This window comes from Duganella vulcania, assembly GCF_009857655.1.
In the GTDB taxonomy this organism is placed as follows: Bacteria; Pseudomonadota; Gammaproteobacteria; order Burkholderiales; family Burkholderiaceae_D; genus Rugamonas; species Rugamonas vulcania.
Window position 1 is genome coordinate 1 of sequence record NZ_WWCX01000045.1, and the last position, 20,227, is coordinate 20,227.

The 20,227-nt window shown below is 58.6% G+C and carries 19 protein-coding genes and 4 pseudogenes; 6 read left to right on the plus strand and 17 right to left on the minus strand.

What is annotated here, in order from left to right; translation table 11 throughout:
* Positions 1-160 precede the first annotated feature (160 nt).
* Complete coding sequence (locus GTP90_RS21355) at positions 161-433, plus strand: hypothetical protein (protein ID WP_161085435.1); 273 nt, start codon at positions 161-163, stop codon at positions 431-433.
* Positions 434-512: 79 nt separating this feature from the next.
* Here the strand turns inward: GTP90_RS21355 and GTP90_RS37730 are convergent, their stop codons facing one another.
* The 3 genes and pseudogenes from GTP90_RS37730 to GTP90_RS21365 all read right to left on the minus strand — a co-directional run bounded on the left by GTP90_RS37730 (position 513) and on the right by GTP90_RS21365 (position 1,571).
* Positions 513-824 (minus strand): recombinase family protein, encoded by a 312-nt coding sequence (locus tag GTP90_RS37730; protein WP_443093308.1) that lies wholly within the window; start codon positions 822-824, stop codon positions 513-515.
* 31 nt (positions 825-855) lie between these two features.
* Positions 856-951: pseudogene (locus tag GTP90_RS37735) on the minus strand (hypothetical protein); the annotation flags it as partial.
* 443 nt (positions 952-1,394) lie between these two features.
* Positions 1,395-1,571 carry a cyclic nucleotide-binding domain-containing protein gene (locus GTP90_RS21365; RefSeq protein WP_161085436.1) on the minus strand — a complete coding sequence of 59 codons (177 nt, stop codon included), beginning with the start codon at positions 1,569-1,571 and terminating at the stop codon, positions 1,395-1,397.
* A 140-nt stretch (positions 1,572-1,711) separates the two neighbouring features.
* On the opposite strand from GTP90_RS21365, the gene GTP90_RS21370 reads away from it, so the two are divergent.
* Both GTP90_RS21370 and GTP90_RS21375 read left to right on the plus strand, forming a co-directional pair.
* Positions 1,712-2,227: an aspartate carbamoyltransferase gene (locus tag GTP90_RS21370; RefSeq protein WP_161085437.1), complete on the plus strand. Its 516-nt coding sequence runs from the start codon at positions 1,712-1,714 to the stop codon at positions 2,225-2,227.
* Between the two features lie 135 nt (positions 2,228-2,362).
* Positions 2,363-2,620, plus strand: coding sequence for a hypothetical protein (locus tag GTP90_RS21375; RefSeq protein ID WP_161085438.1), 258 nt, complete (start codon positions 2,363-2,365; stop codon positions 2,618-2,620).
* 95 nt (positions 2,621-2,715) lie between these two features.
* On the opposite strand, the gene GTP90_RS21380 is transcribed toward GTP90_RS21375, so the two are convergent.
* Positions 2,716-5,244: a plasma-membrane proton-efflux P-type ATPase gene (locus GTP90_RS21380; RefSeq protein WP_175048176.1), complete on the minus strand. Its 2,529-nt coding sequence runs from the start codon at positions 5,242-5,244 to the stop codon at positions 2,716-2,718.
* A 49-nt stretch (positions 5,245-5,293) separates the two neighbouring features.
* Complete coding sequence (locus GTP90_RS37040) at positions 5,294-5,548, minus strand: EamA family transporter (protein ID WP_443093309.1); 255 nt, start codon at positions 5,546-5,548, stop codon at positions 5,294-5,296.
* Between the two features lie 246 nt (positions 5,549-5,794).
* Here GTP90_RS37040 and GTP90_RS21390 point away from each other — a divergent pair, with 246 nt between their 5' ends.
* Together GTP90_RS21390 and GTP90_RS21395 are read left to right on the plus strand one after the other, a co-directional pair.
* Positions 5,795-6,466, plus strand: a complete 672-nt coding sequence (locus GTP90_RS21390) for a cation efflux transmembrane domain-containing protein (protein WP_161085439.1) — start codon at positions 5,795-5,797, stop codon at positions 6,464-6,466.
* 60 nt (positions 6,467-6,526) lie between these two features.
* Positions 6,527-6,679, plus strand: a pseudogene (locus GTP90_RS21395) (IS256 family transposase); the annotation flags it as partial.
* A gap of 397 nt (positions 6,680-7,076) precedes the next feature.
* Here the strand turns inward: GTP90_RS21395 and GTP90_RS21400 are convergent.
* The 6 genes from GTP90_RS21400 to GTP90_RS21425 all read right to left on the minus strand — a co-directional run bounded on the left by GTP90_RS21400 (position 7,077) and on the right by GTP90_RS21425 (position 11,547).
* Positions 7,077-8,435: an ATP-binding protein gene (locus GTP90_RS21400; RefSeq protein ID WP_161085440.1), complete on the minus strand. Its 1,359-nt coding sequence runs from the start codon at positions 8,433-8,435 to the stop codon at positions 7,077-7,079.
* Positions 8,411-9,076 (minus strand): response regulator, encoded by a 666-nt coding sequence (locus GTP90_RS21405; RefSeq protein ID WP_161085441.1) that lies wholly within the window; start codon positions 9,074-9,076, stop codon positions 8,411-8,413. The genes GTP90_RS21400 and GTP90_RS21405 overlap by 25 nt, the downstream gene beginning before the upstream one ends.
* Before the next feature lie 19 nt (positions 9,077-9,095).
* The gene (locus GTP90_RS21410) at positions 9,096-9,854 is read right to left on the minus strand and encodes a COG4705 family protein (RefSeq protein ID WP_161085442.1); all 759 of its coding nucleotides are present in this window, start codon (positions 9,852-9,854) and stop codon (positions 9,096-9,098) included.
* A 10-nt stretch (positions 9,855-9,864) separates the two neighbouring features.
* Positions 9,865-10,317 (minus strand): hypothetical protein, encoded by a 453-nt coding sequence (locus tag GTP90_RS21415; RefSeq protein WP_161085443.1) that lies wholly within the window; start codon positions 10,315-10,317, stop codon positions 9,865-9,867.
* A 28-nt stretch (positions 10,318-10,345) separates the two neighbouring features.
* The gene (locus GTP90_RS21420; RefSeq protein WP_161085444.1) at positions 10,346-11,128 is read right to left on the minus strand and encodes a COG4705 family protein; all 783 of its coding nucleotides are present in this window, start codon (positions 11,126-11,128) and stop codon (positions 10,346-10,348) included.
* A gap of 107 nt (positions 11,129-11,235) precedes the next feature.
* The gene (locus GTP90_RS21425) at positions 11,236-11,547 is read right to left on the minus strand and encodes a PepSY domain-containing protein (RefSeq protein ID WP_161085445.1); all 312 of its coding nucleotides are present in this window, start codon (positions 11,545-11,547) and stop codon (positions 11,236-11,238) included.
* Positions 11,548-11,823: 276 nt separating this feature from the next.
* On the opposite strand from GTP90_RS21425, the pseudogene GTP90_RS21430 reads away from it, so the two are divergent.
* Positions 11,824-12,081 (plus strand): annotated as a pseudogene (locus GTP90_RS21430) (DUF4158 domain-containing protein); the annotation flags it as partial.
* Positions 12,082-12,175: 94 nt separating this feature from the next.
* On the opposite strand, the pseudogene GTP90_RS37630 reads toward GTP90_RS21430, so the two are convergent.
* From GTP90_RS37630 to GTP90_RS21460, 6 genes and pseudogenes are all read right to left on the minus strand, one after another.
* Positions 12,176-12,625, minus strand: a pseudogene (locus GTP90_RS37630) (abortive infection family protein); the annotation flags it as partial.
* Positions 12,626-13,220: 595 nt separating this feature from the next.
* The gene (locus tag GTP90_RS21440; RefSeq protein ID WP_161085446.1) at positions 13,221-13,622 is read right to left on the minus strand and encodes a histidine kinase; all 402 of its coding nucleotides are present in this window, start codon (positions 13,620-13,622) and stop codon (positions 13,221-13,223) included.
* Between the two features lie 23 nt (positions 13,623-13,645).
* Entirely contained in the window at positions 13,646-14,383 is a 738-nt protein-coding gene (locus GTP90_RS21445) for a COG4705 family protein (RefSeq protein WP_161085447.1), read from the minus strand.
* 303 nt (positions 14,384-14,686) lie between these two features.
* Positions 14,687-17,728, minus strand: coding sequence for an efflux RND transporter permease subunit (locus GTP90_RS21450; RefSeq protein ID WP_161085448.1), 3,042 nt, complete (start codon positions 17,726-17,728; stop codon positions 14,687-14,689).
* Complete coding sequence (locus tag GTP90_RS21455; protein WP_161085449.1) at positions 17,725-18,798, minus strand: efflux RND transporter periplasmic adaptor subunit; 1,074 nt, start codon at positions 18,796-18,798, stop codon at positions 17,725-17,727. The genes GTP90_RS21450 and GTP90_RS21455 overlap by 4 nt, the downstream gene beginning before the upstream one ends.
* The gene (locus GTP90_RS21460) at positions 18,795-20,156 is read right to left on the minus strand and encodes a TolC family protein (RefSeq protein ID WP_161085450.1); all 1,362 of its coding nucleotides are present in this window, start codon (positions 20,154-20,156) and stop codon (positions 18,795-18,797) included. Before GTP90_RS21460 ends, GTP90_RS21455 begins: the two co-directional genes overlap by 4 nt.
* Positions 20,157-20,227 lie beyond the last annotated feature (71 nt).

Consider the following 20,227-nt stretch of genomic DNA (forward strand, 5'->3'; position numbering starts at 1 on the left):
CATGCAACTCGAAGGCTTGCAGTCGCTATGTGATGCTCAGCCTGCACGGCTGTCGGCCGTCATTAACTGAGCGGGAGCCCAGCCTCCCAGGAATCACAACTCATACACCACTCCGTGGGACGCGATCAATGTTGGCAAGCCCGCGCCGATCGCATGCACATTGTCGGCTGAGAATTTCAAAGAACGCGCCGCCTGGCTGCGTGATTTGACGTCGCGCGCGCTGCTAAGTCATCAATTAGCCGGGCCGCGCCTGAACCTGTCATACCGACTCGATGCGGCGGACGACGTCGATACGATGGTTTTGCAGGAACAACAATGCTGCAGCTTCATGAGTTACGCGGTAAGTCGCACGGCGGTGTCGATCGATGTGACGGTGACGGCAGCTGCCGGCACCGATGCTCAGGCCTTGTTTTCGCACCTGCTTCCCGGGTAGTCGGCCCAACAACGACATTGCCGTCCTACACATGACGCTTCTACACATGACACGGAAATCGCCAACCAGAACAGGATGGCTAGTACCCAGCCTGTGGTGCCGCAGCAGAGCACGACCATCCAGGGCGGGATCTTCCAAGCGCGAGCCTGCCCGGATCAAGGGCCTTCCGCCATCCGCCCATGCGGGCGCGCGCACGCGCCGCGAGCGGACCGGCCTGGCTGCGCTCGCGGATCCGCTTGCGCTCGAACTCGGCCAGTGCGCCGAACAGGTGAAAGACCAGCTTGCCGCCGCTCGCTCCGGTGCCGATGTTTTCTTGCAGGCGGCGGCGCCCGACCTTGGAAGCGCAGCCTGCTCCTGCGAATGCCCAGTCCGGTGCGGTCCGCCCTGGCACCGCTCACCATCTCCTCAACGACGCGCTCGCAGCCGGCCGCCTGCAACGCATCGCGCTGCAAGTCCAGGTTCTGGTCATCGGTCGATACGCGGGCGTAGTCCTGTTTTGAACTTACAGTCCGGTCCATTTATCCACTTATCCGTCGCGCCAGCAGATTGTCGTCGGACCTAACGAAATGACTCCTTCGGCATGAAGCGATGCCAAAGTTCGATATAGCGCCGCTGGAGTCACGCACAGTTCACCAGCGAGCGCTGCCCGTGTACTTGTAACGTCGTAGCTCCCCCTGGTGTTGCCCTCAGTGTAGACCAGATGTTTGAGCCGGTCCCGCAGCGAATTAAGCGCCAATCGCTCGATGCGGAGCCGTTGCTGTCTTGACTGTGTGCTCAGCAAGGTGATCCATGCCCATCTCGTCGGGGCATGTCTGTCAATGGCATCGCGAAGTTCCTTCAAGGGGAAGGCCAGAATCTGACATTCGCTTTTGCACATGGCTTCGCAGTGGTATGCGGACGTGGTCAAACTCGCTTCTGCCAGGAAGCCACGATTCGTCCTTTGCAACGTCACGGATGTTCCTTAAACAGTGACCCGCTGCAGCAGCGCTTGACCCTGCAAGATAAAGAATAACCAGCGGGGTCGGTCTCCGGTGCGGAACAGCACTCGGCCAGGCGGATACTGTAGTTCTTTCGTGGCCGCGATCAAAACGGGGTCGAATCCAAGCAACTCCGGCGGCAAACCGTCGAGTGAACGCATTGTGAACTCCAACCTTAAACATGATCTGGATCATAACCTAGTCGAGCCGATTCATCGGACATTAACGTACCAGAGGCATTCCACAAGGGATACCTTGATGGCTTGGCATACTCAATTCCCACCTATTGGACGCATCGCTCATGAAAAAGATCACTATCGCCCTGGCTGTCGCTATCGCTTCCACTTTCCCTCAATTGGCCATTGCTGCCGACGCCCAGCGCCAAGCCGAGGTCGCGGAGCGAGGCAAGGAAGTCATGCCGTTCAGCCTCGCAGCGACAACCCACATCTTCACTAAGACCGCAGAGGGAGGAATCCAGCGCGTCGTCGCGAAGAACATTGCGGACGCGGACCAGACGAAGCTAGTGAGGGTGCATCTGCACGAGATAAAACAGCAGTTTCTCCAAGGCGACTTTTCGGGCCCTTCGCACATTCACGGCAAGACCATGCCTGGGTTGGAAGAACTTCGTTCGACCAAGCAAGCCCAAATTGCCATCGACTACCGAGATGTAGACGGCGGAGCCGAGCTCAACTATCGGACATCCAACCCCGTGATGGTGGCGGCCTTGCACAAGTGGTTCGACGCTCAGCTGTCAGACCACGGCACCGACGCCATGGAGGGTCATCAGCACCATCATGATGTGTCGCACAGGAATTGATATCCTAAAGGGTCTGAAGTGATGAAAAATTCGGATTTAAAAAAAGAGCTCCGATTCTGGCCCTTGATTGTGACCGGACTATAACGTGATGCGAGACTTTTTCTGAAATTAATCGAAACCGGCCCATGGAAGTTTGTGCTTGATTTCTGCAATTCATTCAAGCATATTGCCCGCTATCTCGATTATCTTGCCAGCACCGATGGACGCATTGCTGGCTTTTTTGGAACTTCAATGAAATTACGAATCAATCGGTTGGCAGTGTTGGTTGCCGGAGCGGCCCTCAGCATGGCAGCGCACGGCGCCGACAAACCGCACAACGTCATTCTGTTCGTCCCCGACGGCTTGCGATCACAGATGGTCCGCCCGAAACGGCGCCGGCCATGGCGCAATTAGGGGTTTGAGGTGCAGTGGAACGGAAAGCCGGGTTAAGCCTCTGGCCCCTGGTCGTCCGCCAGAATTGTTGAAATATCCGTCACTTCAACTCATGTCTATTCTTTCGCCGGCGCCGGGGTAGGCACAGGTTTCAAAACCATGACGTTCAAGATGCGCCACTTGATCATCGCGACCTTTAGGGCGTCGTTCAAGACTAGGCACGAGACCATGGCATACGCAAAGACTGCGAGCGTCGCCCACCAGGGCAAAGGCGTGAGTCCCTTGATTCCCACAAACGTCAGTAAAGTGCCCGTGATGGCGTCGGCGGCAAGGGCCAGCATAAGCGCCTTGCTGGGGAGGGTAGACCAGAACCAGTGGCGCTCGCGCGCGGACACGACTGAGAATACAGCGAAGTAGAGCAGCAGGAGAAAGCTGAAAGTGTAGAGCGCGTTATTGTCGGTCGACAAACCGAATCGTGTCCAGCCGACCCACAAAAGGAAGAGCGTTTCTGCAAGCATCGCGATCCCGAGCACCACGGATACGGTGATGAAGCCCCCGATGTTCCAAGTCTCCGGCTTCTTGGATGGCCGAACGTTATCGGTGGCGAGGGAGATCTTCGCGAAGTCCGTCAGGAAGACCAGCAGCAACATCGCGAAAGCCGAGACAACGAACTTGCCGGTCACCACGAAGGCAATTGACACGAACGCGGCCTTGAGGATGGTCCGGCTAATCTTGTTGATAATCCAGGTCAAAATACGCTGATAAATTGTCCGCCCTTGTTGGACCAGCGTCAAGATATTAGTTAAACCCGGCTCGGTCAAAACAACGCTCGCGGCGCCCTTGGCCACGTCGGTTGCTGTGCTGACGGCGATCCCCACCTCTGCCTGACGAAGAGCAGGCGCATCGTTGACGCCATCGCCCGTCATACCTGTTACGTGCCCTGCGGTCTGCAAATGCTGCACAACGATGTACTTGTCCTCTGGATATACCTCGGCAAAACCATCCACACTCGCCAAGAGATCAATGGCCTCGCTGCCGGTCCCAGTGCCCGCCGCTTTCAAATCGCCCACGCGCCTGATGTTGGGCAACCCAACTCCTGAACCAATCTCAAGCGCCACCGGCAATGCATCGCCGGTGAGCATCTTTACCTGAACACCGATGTCTAGGAGTGCGGCGATGAGTTGCTTGGCGTCGGATCGCGGCGGGTCATAGAGCGACACCAGCCCCACCAAAGCCGGAATGCCCTTCTCGGGGCCACGGGCTACCGCCAATGTCCGATAGCCCTTCGCAGCCGCCGCGCTAACGCGTTGCTCCAGCGCCACGATTTCAGGCGGCCTTAGTCCACAAGCTTCGGCGATAGTGCGCACGGCGCCTTTCATCACGCATAGCCGCTGCCCGTTTTGTTCGACCACGGCCTCCGTCCGCCGGCTTTTCGCATCAAAAGGTGCGAAAGAAATCGGTGTCACAGCGGGCAGGCCGTCGAAGACGTGATGCTCTTTTGCGGCGGTGAGGAATGCCAGATCGATGGTATCCTGATTGGCCTCTTGCGATGCGAGAGCGCCTGCGAACAACACATCAGCTTCCGTAGCTTTCTCCAGCGGAATCACGCCGGTAACGGCGAGCTGGTTCATCGTGATGGTTCCCGTTTTGTCCACGCAGAGCATGTCCATCGTCGCGGCATCCTCAGCGGCGCTCAGACGGGTGACCAGCACCCCTCGCTTGGCCAGCTCCTTCGACCCAAGGGCCATACTGACCGTGAACATGACAGGGAGAGCGACCGGCACCGCACTCATGAGCAAAACGAGCGTGAGCGGCATCATTTCGATCATTGGCACGCCACGGATCACCGACAATGCGACCACTACGCCGAGCAGAACGCCGACAATGACAAAGAGCCAGCGGACAATCTTAGCCACGACTGCTTCGATGTGAAGTTTCGGGCGCGCCACCTGCACAAGCTCAGTTGTTCGGCCGAAGTAGGTCCTTGCCCCAGTCAGTATCACCACGCCGTTGCCTTCTCCCCGACGGGCAACAGAGCCCGACGACAGAACGTCGCCGGGCGCCTTGTCTGCATCGTTGGACTCGCCTGTGAGAGTCGACTGATCCACGCTCAACGCTCCAGTAAGAAGCTTCACGTCTGCCGGAATAACGTCGCCGGATCGAACGCGAACGATATCGCCGGGAACCAGCTCGCGGGCCGGAATAACCTGCCAGCTTGAATCGCGACGCACGCGCGCACTGACCTGCAACTGTTTCCGCAGTGCCTCAACAACTCCCTCGGCACGGTGCTCCTGCATAAATCCTAGCACCGCGTTGACAACCAGTAACGCCCCGACCACAGCGAGATCAGAGTAATTGCCGAGCACCACGGACAGCACCATAATCAGTTCAAGCATCCATGCCGAGACTCCCCAGAATTTTCCGAGAAATTTAAGGACCGGATGCTTCACTTTTTCCGCGACTTCGTTGTAGCCCTCCTCATTGAGGCGAGTATCCACTTCAGCGCGCGCGAGTCCGGTGTCCGGGTTCACATGCAGAGCGGCTAGCGTATCGGAAACCGACGCGGTGGCGATGTCAGGAACTTTCGCAGTTATCGACTTTAAGGGCACAGGCTGCGCTTCGGCTTTTCCTGAGGCTTTTTGCATAGTGAATATTCTCTCTGTAGGTTACTCAGTCTAGAGCGGGTTGGCGATGTCAATTGCACTTGTCTACCGGGGCGACCTTGGAGGCCTCACCTATCTTGAGTGCCCGGAAATAACAGACCCAAGCCGCGCCCGTGGCTAGGCCTGACAATCCAAGGAACAACCAGTTCTTCGACGAAAGCTCGAAGGGGTTGGACCAATTGCTCGTATAAGCCACGAACACCGACAGTACGACAATGATGATTGCCGTTCGTGCGTATTCCGGCGAACGTGACCAGTCATTCCGCGAAACGTGACCACTGCGCATGAAATGGAGTTACGCGGTCAAATTCTAATCCTTGCGGTCACGATGGGTCGATGTTTTTCTCCCCTTTGGCTGTTTTGGCCGTTGGCCACGCGAAAATCGCCGGTCGGCGTGAAACGGTAGGGCCGCATTTCGCAGTCCAGTATGGCGTCGGCGATGGTAGCCATCAAGCTCGTGCAGCCGCCACACGCTTGCAACTAATGTAGAGCTGCCGAGTGGCATAATGAGGCGGACTACACGGAGAACACCATGTCAAGTTGTTGCGAAGATAAAAGCTGCGAAATTGATGCGCTTAGAACGAGTCATGGCCGTGTCTTGTGGGCTGTACTGGCAATCAATGCCGCCATGTTCATCGTCGAAGGTGTTGCGGGGCTGTACGCCGGTTCGACGTCACTCATGGCCGATGCGCTCGACATGCTGGGTGATTCGCTCGTCTATGGCTTCAGCCTGTTTGTACTGGCAAGATCAACCAGGTGGCAAGCCGGCGCAGCTTTAATAAAAGGCAGCTTCATGTTGCTGTTTGGGCTGGGCGTGTTGGCAGAAGCGACCTACAAAGTGATTTATCCGACGATGCCTGTCGTAGAAGCGATGGGTGCCGTCGGCACAATTGCCTTCGCTGCAAACCTAGTGTGTTTCTATTTACTGTACAGCCATCGAGCCGACAACCTGAATATGAGCTCAACTTGGCTTTGTTCCCGAAATGATCTGATCGCAAACGTCGGCGTCTTGCTAGCTGCCGGAAGCAGTTACCTGGTGGTTTCAGGTTGGCCGGACATTCTTGTAGGAAGCATTATCGCCGGGTTGTTCTTGAGTACCGCATTTGGCGTTTTGCGGGATGCGAGGCGGGCGCTGCGAACACCGGAAAAAGCACAGCCAGTGACCGCGCCTGTGACTATCGAAATTCGACGGACGGCACCATAGGAGCCTGTAAGAATTTCTGTGTGAAGCGGGGTCATGAAATAATACCGAAAGGGATGTTCCATGACCGACACGATGACCACCAAGAAACCTCGCAAAAAGAAAGAGCCGTATCCATTTCCAGTTGAGCTGATCGACCAGCTGCTGGCCCAAGTTCAGAACAAGGACGCCAAGTCGATCCTTCGTGAATCGGGCTTGGCGGGGCAGCTTAAGAAGATGCCTCCCATGCCACAGCGCCCCGTTGATGCGACCGCGTTCAAACTCGGCGACACGGTCAGCTTCACCGACAAGCATCTGCGCGAACGCATCGGCACCGTCACACGCATCAACGCGACGTCGTGCTCGCTACTGTGTGACGGGGAGCAATGGCGCGTCTCGCCGGGGCTGCTGCGTAAGATCATCGATTTGTACGCAGCGTTGCGGTGACTGGGTTCCGCTGACACTTACGAATCACTGGTCACGTTCGTCCGGAATACCCACGTTCGGATTAAGGTGGCCAGATCGGAATCGACACCCTGAATGCCAATTTTGGTAAAAATGGCTGTCAGCGCCGCAAAAACGGCGGACAGAATTGCCCAAAAGTACCAGCCGGTTGATGTCGCCACATATTTCCTTAAAGTGCTTTAGCCAGCGGCACGAGCACACAGACGCACAGGCCGGAGTGCCTCACTTCATCTGAGAACCCTAGTTGAAGCTCAGCGCCGATCCGGTCTGTGACTGCCTTGACGATTGAAAGGCCCAGACCTGACCCGACTTGGTCGCTCCCAAGGGTGCGATAAAACGGATCAAACACCCGCTCCCGCTCGACAACTTGAATACCTGGCCCTGAGTCTTGGATTCTCAGTATTGCACGGCCTTCCCCCGTGGTGACAGAAAGATCAACCCTGCCACCATCCGGCGTGTAGCGAATGGCGTTATCAACCAAGTTTTTGACCACGGCAATCACGTCCACCTCGTTAACCCAGAGTTGGGCATCCTGCTCTCCTTCGACGCCAATGTCGATGTGCTTGGCCTCGGCCAGAGGCATAAGGTCTTCCAGCACGCGTCGATAGACGTGCTGCACCGAAACAGACGACTTGGGCCTGTCTAGCGCAGCCTGAGCCTTGGTCAAGGTGAGAAGCTGATCCAGCAGGTTCCGTCCGCGCTCTATGCCTCGACGCAGAGTCGTGAGACGTTCACGTGCAACGTCTGACATCTCCGACTGGGCCAGTCGTTCCGCTTGCAGTGAGAAAGCCGTCAATGGTGACCGAAGCTCATGCGCCGCATCCGCGACAAACCGGCGTTGGATTTCCATTGACTGGTCAACGCGTACAAGCAGACGGTTGATCGCCACCACGAACGGGCGTATTTCGGCGGGAAGATGGCTTTCCTCGACGGGATGTAATTCTTGTTTGGCGCGTTGGTCGATTTCCTCCGACAAAGTAGCGATGGGTCGGAACATCTTGCGAACAAGGTCAGCCACGATCAAAAGCATAACGGGAACCAAAATCAGAAACGGCATTAAGGTGCGAAAAGCGCTATCGCGTGCAATTTCATCGCGAACGCTGGTTTCCTGCGCCACGGCGATCCGATCTCCGTTGGCCGTTGTCTTAACCAGCACGCGGAACGGCTCGTTACCAACATCTAGCGTATGGAGTCCATCAGACAGCGCGGTCGGTAATGGCAGCGGTGCTCCCGCATCCTCTTTCCCAGCCTTGCTGCTATCTATTAGATACTGGACGATGACGCGCGACTCTTCATCGCTGTCTTTGGCGCCTCCATCGTTTCCAAGACGTGCAAGCGGGAGGTGTTGCCGATCAAACAACGCCGCAACTTGGCGCAGCATGTCGTCCTGTAGCTCGTGGGCTTCGTCGAACGCGGATACGAAAGAAAAGATGCCCGCCACCAGGGCAATGATCAAAATGGTCAGCGACAGCGAAAATGACAGCTTGAGCTGAACCGATTCGTTCAAGCGTTTTTTGAAACCATCCATCCAACCCCCCTGACATTCTTGATGACTTCGCTGCCCAGTTTGCGCCGTAGTGCGTGGATCAGAAATTCGACGGCGTTGCTCTCGACCTCTTCGCCCCATCCGTAGATGCGGTCTTCCAAATCACTACGGGAAAGAATGGCGCCGGGGCGTGCCAGCAAGGCTTGCAACAAGGCGAACTCGCGGTTAGAAAGTTGTATAGGAGGGCTATCGTTGACTGCCGCTTCCCGCGTTGCCGGATCGAGCGACACGACGCCGTTGTTGAGCGTGGGCGTTGCGCTCCCTCCCTTGCGCCGGAGCACGGCACGCATTCGGGCCAGCAGCTCGGCCATCGCAAAGGGCTTGAGCACGTAGTCATCGGCCCCGCCATCCAGGCCGCGCAGTCGATCATCAAGGCCGTCGCGGGCGGTGATGATGAGCAGTGGAACCGGATTGTCTTTGGCGCGAATACTGGTGAGCACCTCCAACCCGTCCTTACCCGGAAGGCCAAGATCGAGCAGCACCAGGTCATAGTGCTGGCAATCCAGTGTCGTGAGGGCGGTTTGACCGTTTTTTACCCAATCGGCAGCGTAAGAAGCGTCTTTCAGCGCTTCCTGGATGGCTTCGCCAATCATTGCGTCGTCTTCAACCAGCAATACCCGCATTTCCCCTCCGACAGATGATTCAATGCGCCGTTCTGGCGGCTCTTTGCTTGAATAGCAAAATGCTGGTCAGGATGAAGGCGAATAGTGCCGCTGACGCTGAATAACGACTCAGGGCCAATCCGCCTGCACTGAGCGGCTTATCCAGAAAATCACCCACCACGGCACCGAGCGGGCGGGTCAAAATGAATGCTGCCCAAAAAAGCAGGGTTCGCGACACATTTGTCCAATAGTAAGCTGCAACGACCAACACCAACAACGCGCCGAACACAATGGCCGCTCCGGTGTAGCCAAATCCAGCGGTATCGGCTGTCCAGTCGCCCAATGCAGTCCCCAGCGTTTGGGAAAACATGATGGTTACCCAATAGAACATCTCGGCCTTCGGCGAACTGACCGTGCTGACCGAAACTGAGCCTAGCGTTCGATGCCATATGAACAGAGAACCGCACAGCAAGGTGAGAAGCAGGGACGACCCGCCGGCATAACCAATGCCAAGGGAGCGATCCGCGAAATCGGCGAGAGTCGTGCCGACCGTGGTGGTTGCAATGATCGTCGTCCAGTAAAGAAACGGATGAAATTGCTTTGCCTTAATCTGAGCAATGACCGCAGCGATAAATATTATCGCAAAAATGATCGTGCCAATCAGATAGCCCAGATTCATCGACATCGAGACGGCGTCGCCGCCTGTTTCACCGAGAGTAGTGGCGGCGATCTTGATGATCCAGAAGATCAATGTCACTTCTGGAACCTTGGTTAGCGCATGTCTTGTTGTTGTATTCATATCGTCTCCCTCAATTAGTCGCTTGAGGTGATTCAAATATTTTTAGTAGCTCCGACATAGCGGTCTTGCAGTCGGTTTGATTGGGCGCATCTGCACGTAGCGCGCTAAGGGCGCGGTCAATGGCCTTGTCGAGCATGTGCCAATCATCCGCTGCACGAGGCTTCAAGCCTGCTTCCGCCGAGTCCCATGCGACCTCCAAATCCTTGATCCGTGTTTTCGCTGCTGGCAGATCGCCTTTATCCACGATGGCGGCAACATCTGCGGCGATGGTCCGAAACGCAGACAGGTCGCCCAGCTTGGATGCGGTCTTTGCCTGCGGCACGGAGGTGGTCTGACTTGTTGCTAATGAGGCAGAGCCTGCCGTACTGGTGTCGGTGGACTTTGAACAGCCGGCCGCAAGAGCCAAGAGAGCGATGGCCGATAGTGCGGCAACGGGGCGGGTCAGCGAATGCAGATGACGCATGATTTTTCCTTGAGTTATTGGGTAGAGGTTATTCGGCGGCTTGTGCATTCATGCGGCTGCCAACGCTGAACTGCGCGACGGCCACCAGCATTACGATCACGGTCAGGAATAGAGCGCTGGTCCACATGGCACCCATGCCGAGACCCCCATAGGTCTTGGCCTGCGTCAGCAGGTCGCCGAGTGCGGCACCGAAGGGGCGTGTCAGGATGTAGCCAACCCAGAAGGTAAGCACGGCGTTGCCGCCCACGCGCCATGCCGCATAGGTGATAGCGATCAGTGTGCCGAACGACACCGCCCCCCATGTGAAGCCAAGACCGAGCGCTTCGGTCGCCAAGTCACCTGCCGCTGTGCCAAGTGCAAACGTACAGAGGATGGCAGACCAGTAAAACAACTCCCTGCGCCGTGTGAAAATCTTATGGATGGACAAAGTGCGCTCCACCCAAAACCAAACCGCAAAAATCCCTGCCAGAGCCACGGCAAATGCCGACGTACTGACATACAGGCTCACGCCTAGCCCATCGGTGAGCAGGTCAGTAATCAGGGTACCAACCACGCTAACCAGAACAACCGTGAGCCAGTAAATCCAGGGCGTGTAGCGCCGCGTGCGCAACTGCATGAGTAAGGCAACAGCCAACAGCGCACCCATCACTGCACGAGTCACGCCTTGGCCGAAGCCTGCGTTGACAGCCAGAAAGTCGGCACCGGTTTCTCCGACCGTCGTCGACATAATCTTGATAATCCAGAACGAGAGCGTTACTTCAGGGACCTTGTTGAGCAAGTTTGATGCGGAAGGTGTGGTTAGCGTATTCATGGGGTTGTCCGGCCATTGGCGAGTGGATTTTGAGGCAAGTATGCCAGGACAAACTTAGCCCAGGCATAGGCCACAGCTGTTTTTCGCGGCAGCAACTCACGAGCCAGTTAGTCCGGGTTGGGTCCTTCTGGCGCGTTCTCCAACAGTTTGCCAGTTTTGGCATCGACACCTACTTCCTGCGTGACTTTGCCGTTTCGAATGTCGAAGGAATAGCGCAGGCCGCTACCACCTTTCTCCTGTTCCAGTTCCTCATCGGTGATTTTTCCGGGATGAGCCTTGAGAGCAATCGCTCGCGCTTGCTCGATATTGATTTTTGCTTCTTTGGCCAGTTCCTGGCCCGTGTAGGCGAACACATTAGCTGCTGCCACGGTTAAAACAAGACCCAGCAAGGACATTACGTGTTTCTTTGATGCGATCATGATGATGCTCCTATCGAGTTGATTGAAATCGGGACCCGGTGAATTCGGACAATGGAACAATCAGGCCGTTACTGCCAATTCCAAAGGCTTGGCGTACTTTAATTACTCTTTCGCCAAACACCCCCAACGGAGAGACTACGGGAGATGACTTAGCTGGCACTGAGCCGCTGCACATTAGCTTTGCGTGCCTCGGCTATTCCGTTTACTGAGACGCCCGTCTCAGCGATCCGTTGACTCGCGGCATAATGAAGCGGTTTCAGCTCACCAGGATATCCGATGCCAGTTAACTTTCTCTCGAACGACCAGCGCGAAAATTACGGCCGCTACGCTGGCCCACCGTCGCCCCATGACCTTGCCCGATATTTCCATCTGGACGACACCGACCATGCGCTGATCGCACAGAAGCGCGGTGCGCACAATCGGCTGGGCTTCGCCGTCCAGCTCGGGACCGTACGCTACCTGGGTACGTTCCTGGACGACCCGCTGGCTGTGCCCCAGCCTGTGCTGTGGACGCTGGCCAAGCAGCTGCGCATCGAGACGCTGGGCAAGACCAGCGCCTATATGAGCGGTATCGCGCATGGCGCGGCTCAAGACGATTGGAAGTCGACCCGCGACCATGCGCGGAACTAGCAAATGTTCGAAGCACCCCGATACCTTCTACCACGACAATCATCCCGCTGAGGATGGTCTGCAGGTCGGTATCGGCAACGGCTGAAGGATCGAACCCCAAGTGCTTGCTTACGACCGACCAGAGCGACTTGATATCTTGCTTTGCCGGCATTTCCAATTCGTTCTCGGCAATGTACAACTTGCAGAAAGATTGCAATATATTGCGGGCTGCGGATACCGCTTCGCGGGGATCCGATTGAACTTTGGCAAGCGCGCGTGAAAACTTTTCGTCGACAGCGCGATAGGCGAACGTCTTAAGCAGTTCTTCGAGGGTTCTGGACGATGAAGCAGCCGACGCAGCGGTTGAAATATGGCCGCCCTGTGCGTAGCGCAGGTTCCAGTGTTCCAGGACATTCTCGATTTTGTGTTTATCTGTGCCGTCATCCCACCGGTTTGGCGGCGCGTCCATATGCCTTCGATCGACTTGCCAAGGACGGACAAGGGATTGACAGAACTGTCCTTGTTGGTGCGACGAAGCCACTCAAGGGCTTTGGCCGGCTTGCTGCCACCTGGCGGGTCACCAGGCGCGTCGACGTACATGAACAGGCTGTCCGACGCGGCGTGGGTTTCGCGTGTAGCGCAAACTTCTGGGACTACAGAGACTACCGGTGCCAGAATTATCTGACGCACAGTCCCCGGATATTGAGCGGGCGGCGGACAGCGTCAGACAGCTTATGCGTAGCAGATAACTTCCAGCACCGTCGTGGTTCCGGTCGAACCAGCTGTTACCTGTCCACCACTTCGACGCAATCGATAGTCAGATAGTCCAGGCCACCCCGCTGCCCTAAGGCGGCTACCCGTCATCCGGCGCCGCCTTGCGCGCTAGTGGGTGGCACGGCCGCGCCCATTCCGTACACTGGGCGACGCACACACCAGATCGGAACTGAGTTGTCGATCGTTACCGCAGTGGCGCGCCGCGTGGGCGAAACCGTACCCCTAGACCATGCAGTTCGACGAACGCTGACGGAGCTCCGGGGCGTAATTTGGTTCGGCCGCTGAAGCGTCTATTTCGCCTGGGCCTTGTCGAGGGCCGCCAGCAGCTCGACCATGGCTCGTTTGCAGGCTGCGGCGTCAGGAGGAATTACGCGCAGCGCATCCAGCGCCTTGTCGATCGCCTTGTCGATCACATGCCACTCGGTTGCGGCGCGCGGTTTCAGGCCAGCTTCCGCTTCGTCCCACGACTTCTTCAGGTCTTTGATACGCTTCTTGCCGCCGGCCAAGTCGCCAGCATCCACGAGCACGGCAGTAACCTGGGCAATGGCGCGGAATTTGCCCAGGTCACCCAGCCTGGCGCTACTAACAGCTCGTGCGGCTGTCAGCCAAGGGCTCGATGGAGCGATGCCCGCGACCAGGAAGGCGACGGCGCCGGCCACGATGATGCGACGTTTGAAGTGCTTGGTTTGCATAATTCTTCCCTCAGGTTAAAAAGTCAGTTCGAATGGATGGCGACCGGCCTGCGGCTCACCATCGCCACCAGCGCGGCGATCGCCAGCAGAAACACGATGCTGGTGTTGACCGTGCCCCAGCCGATGCCGCCGTACTCGGTCGATTGCGACAGCAGGTCACCCAGCGAGGCTCCCAGCGGCCTCGTTAAGATGTAGGCCAGCCAGAACGTCAGCACCGCATTTGCTCCGCTACGGTTGGCGGCATAGATGACGGCGATCAGCGCGCCAAATACCACCACGCCCAGTCGGAATCCCAGCGCCAGTTCCTCCGTGGCCAGGTCGCCGGCTGCCGTGCCCAGCGCGAAGGTCAACAGGATAGCCGCCCAGTAACAGCGCTCGCGGCGGCCGGTGTTGATGGTGGTAATTGACAACGTGCGCTCGCGCCTGTACCAGGCCGCAAACAACAGTGCCAGCATGACAGCGAACACACCTGTGCTGAGGTACAAGCTTACGCCCAAGCCGTCGGTCAGCGCATCTGCAATCTGGGTGCCGGCTACGCTGAGTAGCACCACACATAACCAGTACAGCCACGGCACGAAGCGTCTACTGCGCAGTTGCGCCGCCAGCGCAATGGCCAGCAGCGTGGCGGTGATGCAGCCGGTGACGGCTGCGCCCAGTCCGGCGTTGACCGCGAGGTAATCTGCGCCGGTCTCGCCGACGGTGGTGGCGATTACCTTGATGAGCCAGAAGCTCAGCACGGCGGCGGGCACTTTGTTGACCATGGCGCCGGTCGCGGAAGGTTGTTAAGACATGCAATACCTTTAAGAAGATGAGTCGGTTGAAATTTGTCGTCGATAGCGGTCCAGAATTAACGGCCCATTAGCGAATGGTTTGGCGCGGGCTCAGCGACCGCTAAATCCGCGCGGCCAGACTTTGGGACACTCAATTTCGCGTCTCACTCTGGAGAGCAAATATCGCACGCTGTCCGCAGCGGTCACCGGCTTGCTGGTGGCCGGCAGCATTGCTGAGGTGAACTGATGCCACGCGAAACCTGCCCTTGTGACGAGAGCGCTCACACTGCGCCCTTACGCGCGACTCCGGTTGCGCGTCACATGGGCCAGCACCGGCATCAGCAACAGAACCAGCGGCAATTGCACTACCAAGCCGGAAATGATCGCTATGGCCAGCGGTTGCTGCATTTCGGAACCCTTACCGATGGCGAAGGCCAGCGGCAGCAAAGTCAGGATCGCCGCCAGTGTGGTCATCGCAATCGGCCGCATGCGGTTGATGCCGGCTTCGACCAGCGCCTGTTCCATCGGCATGGTGTGCAACAGGTCCTGTTGTTCCGAGTAGTAGAAGATCGCCACCTCGGTGGCCATGCCGATGATCATGGTCATGCCCATCATCGCGGAAATATTCAGCTCCGTCCGACTGATCCACAGGCCGGCGAACACCGCGGACACCGCCAGCAACGCCGTCACCAGGATGGACAGCGCGATGCGGAAGCTCTCGTACATAAACAGCAGCAGCAAGAACACCAGCGCGGCAGCCGCGGCGAACACCATCAACAGCCCCTGGAAGGCGATCTGCTGTTGCTCATACAGCCCGCCCAGCGTGAAATACGCGCCGACCGGCAGTGCGTCCGGCTGCGCCATGGACTGCTTGACGTCGGCGATCACCGAACCCAGGTCGCGCCCGCTGATGCGTGCGGTCACCGCCACCATGCGCTGGAGGTTTTCGCGGGCGATCTGCGGCTGGCCGGTGACGGCCTGCATCGTCGCCACCCTCTGCAAGGGGAATAGATGGCCGTCCGGCGCGCGGATTTGCAGCTGCAGCAGCGCCGTATCCGTGCTGCGCAAGGCCTTGGGTATACACAGGCGCAAGCCGACCATTTTCGAACCGACGGCCACGCGCGTCGCCACCACGCCGTTGAGCATTGCATCGACCGACTTGCTGATCGCATCGACATCGGTCCCCTCCTGCGCCGCCTTGATCGGATCGATGTGTATCAACTGTGCATCGCCGGCCGGATTGATGCCGTTACGGACATCGACCACGCCATTTATTTTCGCGATGCGCGCGGCGACCTTCTGCGCCGCGCGATTTAGCTGTTCGGGCGTGTCGGCGAAAATCTTGATTTCAACCGGCTGCGGCACCGCCGTCAGGTCACCGATCAAGTCTTCCATCAGCTGCGCCATTTCTATCGTCAGGCCGGGCACATCGTGTTCAACCCGGCCCCGGATATCGTCCATCACCGCTTCGACAGGACGCCGGTTGGCCACCTTGAGGCGAATGAAGAAATCTCCACTGTTCGCTTCGCTCAGGCCGCCGCCCAGGCCAGTGCCAGTGCGGCGCGAGTAGCTTTCCACATCGGGGGTATTGCGCACAATCTGTTCAACCTGTCGCAGCAGGCGGTCGGTTTCCGACAACGCGGTGCCGGGCTGGCTACGGTAGTCTAGGACGAAGCCGCCCTCGTCCATCGCCGGCATAAAGCCCGATCCGACCGCCCGGAATGCCAGGATGCCAACCATCACCAGCGCCACCACCGCCGGCACCACCAGCAACGGGCGACGGAATAGAGCCTCTAGCGCTCTACGGTAATGGCGCTGAAGCCATAGCAGCAGGCGTGATTCCACGTGCGGCTCGGCATCGCGCGCCTTGAGGAAGCGCTCAGCTAACAGCGGAACGGCCAGCCAAGTTAACAGGAAGGAAATGAACAGAGCTGCCGCCATGGTCAGCGACAGCGCTTTGAAGAAGGCACCGGTCACGCCGCTGAGGAAAGCTAGAGGCGCAAAGATCACCAGCGTCGAAGCGCTGGATCCGGCTAGGGGACGGGTGAATTCAATTGCCGCCGTAACCACCCGCTCGTGCATTTCACCCTGCCCCCCCTGCAGGCGGCGCATTATATGTTCAATCATAACGATGGCATCGTCGATGATAAGCCCAACCGCCGCCGCCATACCGCCCAGCGTCATGATGTTGAAACTCATACCAAGGACTGACAATAGCAGCACCGTGCTGGCCAGCACCGCCGGCACCACCACCACCGCGATCATAGTCACCTTAACGTTACGCAAGAACACCAGCAGCACCATGGCGGACAGACCGATACCAATCAGCACCGCATCGCGTACGCTGCTAGCCGATTCCGTCACCAGCTCGCTCTGGTCATACCAACTGGCGACGTGCACCCCGGCCGGAATATTGTGCTGGTATTCAGCCAACTTAGCCTTGATGTCGGCGGCAATCTGCACGCTGTTGCTGCCCGGTTGCTGGTACACCGAGAACAGCACGGCATCACGGCCATCAGCGGTCACACGCGTCCATTCTGGCACCACCGCCTGCTCAACCGTGCCGACATCGGCCAGCCTCACTATGGCCCCGGCGGCGTTGCGCAACACGGTCTGGCGGATCTGGACCAGGCTTTGCAGCCGGGTATCGGACATCACCAGATACAGCTTATAGTGATCCTCCAACCGGCCCACCGCCGACAACACGTTGGTGGCCGCTAACGTGCGCGCCACCTCGTCCAGCGTCAGGTCGTGGGCACGCAGGCGGGCCGGATCGACCGTCACGCGATATTCCTCCAGCGCGCCGCCCATGGTCTGCACACTGGACACGCCGTTGACGCTGGACAGCAACGGCCGAAGCTGATATTCCGCCAGGTCGCGCAGCTGCACCGGCGACAGCGTGCTCGATACCAGGCTGTAGGCAATGATCGGAAACACCGTCGGATCCATGCGCCGCGTCGTCATCTGCGTGCCAGCGGGCAGCTGGCCGAGAATCTGGGCGATGGCGGCGTTGACCTCCAGCGTGGCGGCGGCCATGTCCCGGCCCCAATCAAAATTGATTGATACTTCAGCCGAGCCGCGGCTGGTGGTCGAACGCAGGTTGCGCACGCCGGGTACGCGCCGCACCGCCTCCTCCACCGGCCGCGTGACCAGCATTTCCATCTGTTCGGCCGGTTGATCGCCCGCATCGAGCGACACCACTGCACGCGGGAACGAAATGGTCGGGAACAGCGACACTGGCAGATGGAAGGCCGCCACCATCCCCGCCATCGCCAGCATCAGAAGCAGGAACAGGATGGAGCGGCGGTGCGACTGCGCCCATGCCGCGACGCTCATGGCGTGCCTCCGCGCACGGCACCGCCATCCTGCAATTCATAATTCCCCAGCACCACCACCGGCAGCGCCGCATCGAGCACGCCTTCGACGCCCACAACCCGGTCGGTCTCGATCAGTTTGCGCACTGCCACGCGGCGCGCCTTGCCATGCGCCACCTGGAACAGATATGCTCCCTGGTCGTCCACCAGCACCGCCTGGCGCGGCACAGACCATGCCGAACGGCTGCCGAGCTCGATCACACCCTGCAGATGCGTCCCGACCGCCATCCGCGCCTGCGCCAGTGCGGGCAACAAAGCGATCGCTCCAGCCATCTGCGTCTTCGGATCGATCATATTCTGTATCGAGGTGATAGTGCTGGTAGCGGCCGGCGCACCCTCCTGAAGTGGCGCGAGCGTGACTTTCATGCCGGTTTTCAGCTCGCCGACGCGTGCGGGCTCGACCGCAAGCAAGACCTTCAATGTATCGGTGCGCCCCAGCTGCACAATGGTGGCGCCGGGTGCCACGCGGTCGCCCTGGGCGACAGGCATGGCGACGACCACGCCGTCGAACTGCGAGATCAGATCAACCGAACCGTGGGCGCCGTTCAGGCGAGCCTGTGCCGCCAGCATGGCCTTGGCATCAGCCGCCGCCTTTGCGGCGGCATCCACCTGAGATTGCGTGGACAGCTGCAAGGCCAGCAAATCCTGCTGCCGTTTTAGCTCATGCCGGGCGAATTCCAACGCGCTGGACGCCTGTTCATAGGCCAACAGTCCATTCGGATCGCTGGACAGGACGGCAAGCAAGTCGCCACGGCGCACCGATTGTCCTGCAACGACGGCCATCCGGGTCACCTGACCGGCCTGTGGCAGGCTTTGCGACTCGACCTTGCCTGCGGCGATATCGCCGAACACGCTCATGGTCAAAGGCAGAGGCTGCATGCTCACCTTGACTGTCTGCACCAGCACGCTGCCGCCCCCGGCCTCTTCGTCGCCAGCCGCCGCGCTCGCGCCGCCGGCGTGGGAATACCACCAGGCGCCGCCGGCTGTCAGGGCCAGCAACAGCGCCCCGCCGATCAATGTCATTCGGGTCATGGTTTAGTACTTTCAAGGTTGGTCATATCAATGCCGAGCACTGTGCTCAAAGCGACCCGCTGCTCCAGCACTGCTTGCTCCAAGGTGATGCGCTCCAGTTGCCTGGCCAGCAGCGCCGAACGCGCCAAGGCGTAGGCCAACACGTCGGCATCGCCGGTGCGGAAGGCCTGGTCGCTGCGCGCCAGTACTTTCGACTGATCCTGTAAATCGGCATCCAACCTAGCAGCCTGCGCCAAGTTCAGCGCCTGTTCCTCCAGGATGCGTTGGACGTCGCTACGCGCGGCCTGCACTCGCACCTGATACTCGTCGTAAGCTTTCTGCCGGCTGGCCTGCCCGATCGCGATGTTGCCGCGATTACGGTTCAGGAACGGCAGCGACATCGTGATGCCGACCCCGCTTGAATAGACGTCGCTGGAATCGCGTGCGCGTGTAAAACCAAGGGTCAACGCCGGGAACTGCGCCAGCAGAGCGCTGCGATAGCGCTGGTCCTCCGCTTGATACGCGGCCTGCAGAGCGCGCAGGTCGGGACGCCGCCGTGCAATATCGGCCAACGCCGACTGCGCCAACGCCGCATCGACCGTACCGAGGTCGCCGACTGGCTGGAATATCAGCACCGTATCTGGCGCCAGTCCCAGCAAAGCGTTCAGTTCATGGACAGCCTGGTTTTGCAGCTTTTTCAGATCAAACAGCTGGCGGTCCACATCCTGAAGCGCCGCTAAGTTAGGGGTGACGGCATCGCTGTTCACCAGACCGCTGTCGAGCGCCCGGCGCGTGCGCTCGTAACGGTCGGCGAACAGCCGGCGCGTGTCATTCAATACCGTCATCTGCTTGCGGCCTTGCACCACCTTGACGAACAGTAGTTGCGCCTGCGATGCCACCTGCCACTCCTGCCACAGCAACGTGAGGTCGGTTTTGGCAGCATCGCTTTCGGTGGCGCGATGCAGCGCACTATGCGTCAGGAGACTGGTGATGTCATAGTTCAGACCGGCATTGAACGCCTTGGTGGCGCCAGCCCCTGCGCTGTTGGACAGGTCGCCACTGAGTGATAACTGCGGGTCAGGAAGCAAGCCGGCAGAAAAAGATTGCGCGTGCGCGATTGCTGCATCGTCACGTACCAGCCGCAAATCGGGATTGTTGACCACCGCGAACATTGCCACTTCGACGATATCAAGGCCATCGTCGGGATCAAAGTGATGCGCGGCCATCGGCGCAAACGGCAGACTACGGGTATCTACGACTAGGCCATTCCACTTGCCCTCCCGTAGTGGCAGCGGCTGGTAGGTTGAGCAGGCGGACACAAATACGCCAGCCAACAAAAAGCTGTAACGCAGCCGTAGTATTTTACAGGCCATTAACATAGGCGATATCCAAACGAAAACAAAACGATACGTACAGCGTACTTACAAGAGAATTAAGTGCGTGTTAAATC

Bases quoted from the DNA above. Each gene is read 5' to 3' on its own strand.
- GTP90_RS21365 (WP_161085436.1), bottom strand. From the start codon at position 1,571: ATGCGTTCACTCGACGGTTTGCCGCCGGAGTTGCTTGGATTCGACCCC.
- GTP90_RS21420 (WP_161085444.1), bottom strand. From the start codon at position 11,128: ATGAATACGCTAACCACACCTTCCGCATCAAACTTGCTCAACAAGGTC.
- GTP90_RS21405 (WP_161085441.1), bottom strand. From the start codon at position 9,076: ATGCGGGTATTGCTGGTTGAAGACGACGCAATGATTGGCGAAGCCATC.
- GTP90_RS21460 (WP_161085450.1), bottom strand. From the start codon at position 20,156: ATGTTAATGGCCTGTAAAATACTACGGCTGCGTTACAGCTTTTTGTTG.
- GTP90_RS21425 (WP_161085445.1), bottom strand. From the start codon at position 11,547: ATGATCGCATCAAAGAAACACGTAATGTCCTTGCTGGGTCTTGTTTTA.
- GTP90_RS21415 (WP_161085443.1), bottom strand. From the start codon at position 10,317: ATGCGTCATCTGCATTCGCTGACCCGCCCCGTTGCCGCACTATCGGCC.
- GTP90_RS21380 (WP_175048176.1), bottom strand. From the start codon at position 5,244: ATGCAAAAAGCCTCAGGAAAAGCCGAAGCGCAGCCTGTGCCCTTAAAG.
- GTP90_RS37040 (WP_443093309.1), bottom strand. From the start codon at position 5,548: ATGCGCAGTGGTCACGTTTCGCGGAATGACTGGTCACGTTCGCCGGAA.
- GTP90_RS21455 (WP_161085449.1), bottom strand. From the start codon at position 18,798: ATGACCCGAATGACATTGATCGGCGGGGCGCTGTTGCTGGCCCTGACA.
- GTP90_RS21450 (WP_161085448.1), bottom strand. From the start codon at position 17,728: ATGAGCGTCGCGGCATGGGCGCAGTCGCACCGCCGCTCCATCCTGTTC.
- GTP90_RS21440 (WP_161085446.1), bottom strand. From the start codon at position 13,622: ATGCAAACCAAGCACTTCAAACGTCGCATCATCGTGGCCGGCGCCGTC.
- GTP90_RS21390 (WP_161085439.1), top strand. From the start codon at position 5,795: ATGTCAAGTTGTTGCGAAGATAAAAGCTGCGAAATTGATGCGCTTAGA.
- GTP90_RS21400 (WP_161085440.1), bottom strand. From the start codon at position 8,435: ATGGATGGTTTCAAAAAACGCTTGAACGAATCGGTTCAGCTCAAGCTG.
- GTP90_RS21370 (WP_161085437.1), top strand. From the start codon at position 1,712: ATGAAAAAGATCACTATCGCCCTGGCTGTCGCTATCGCTTCCACTTTC.
- GTP90_RS21410 (WP_161085442.1), bottom strand. From the start codon at position 9,854: ATGAATACAACAACAAGACATGCGCTAACCAAGGTTCCAGAAGTGACA.
- GTP90_RS21445 (WP_161085447.1), bottom strand. From the start codon at position 14,383: ATGGTCAACAAAGTGCCCGCCGCCGTGCTGAGCTTCTGGCTCATCAAG.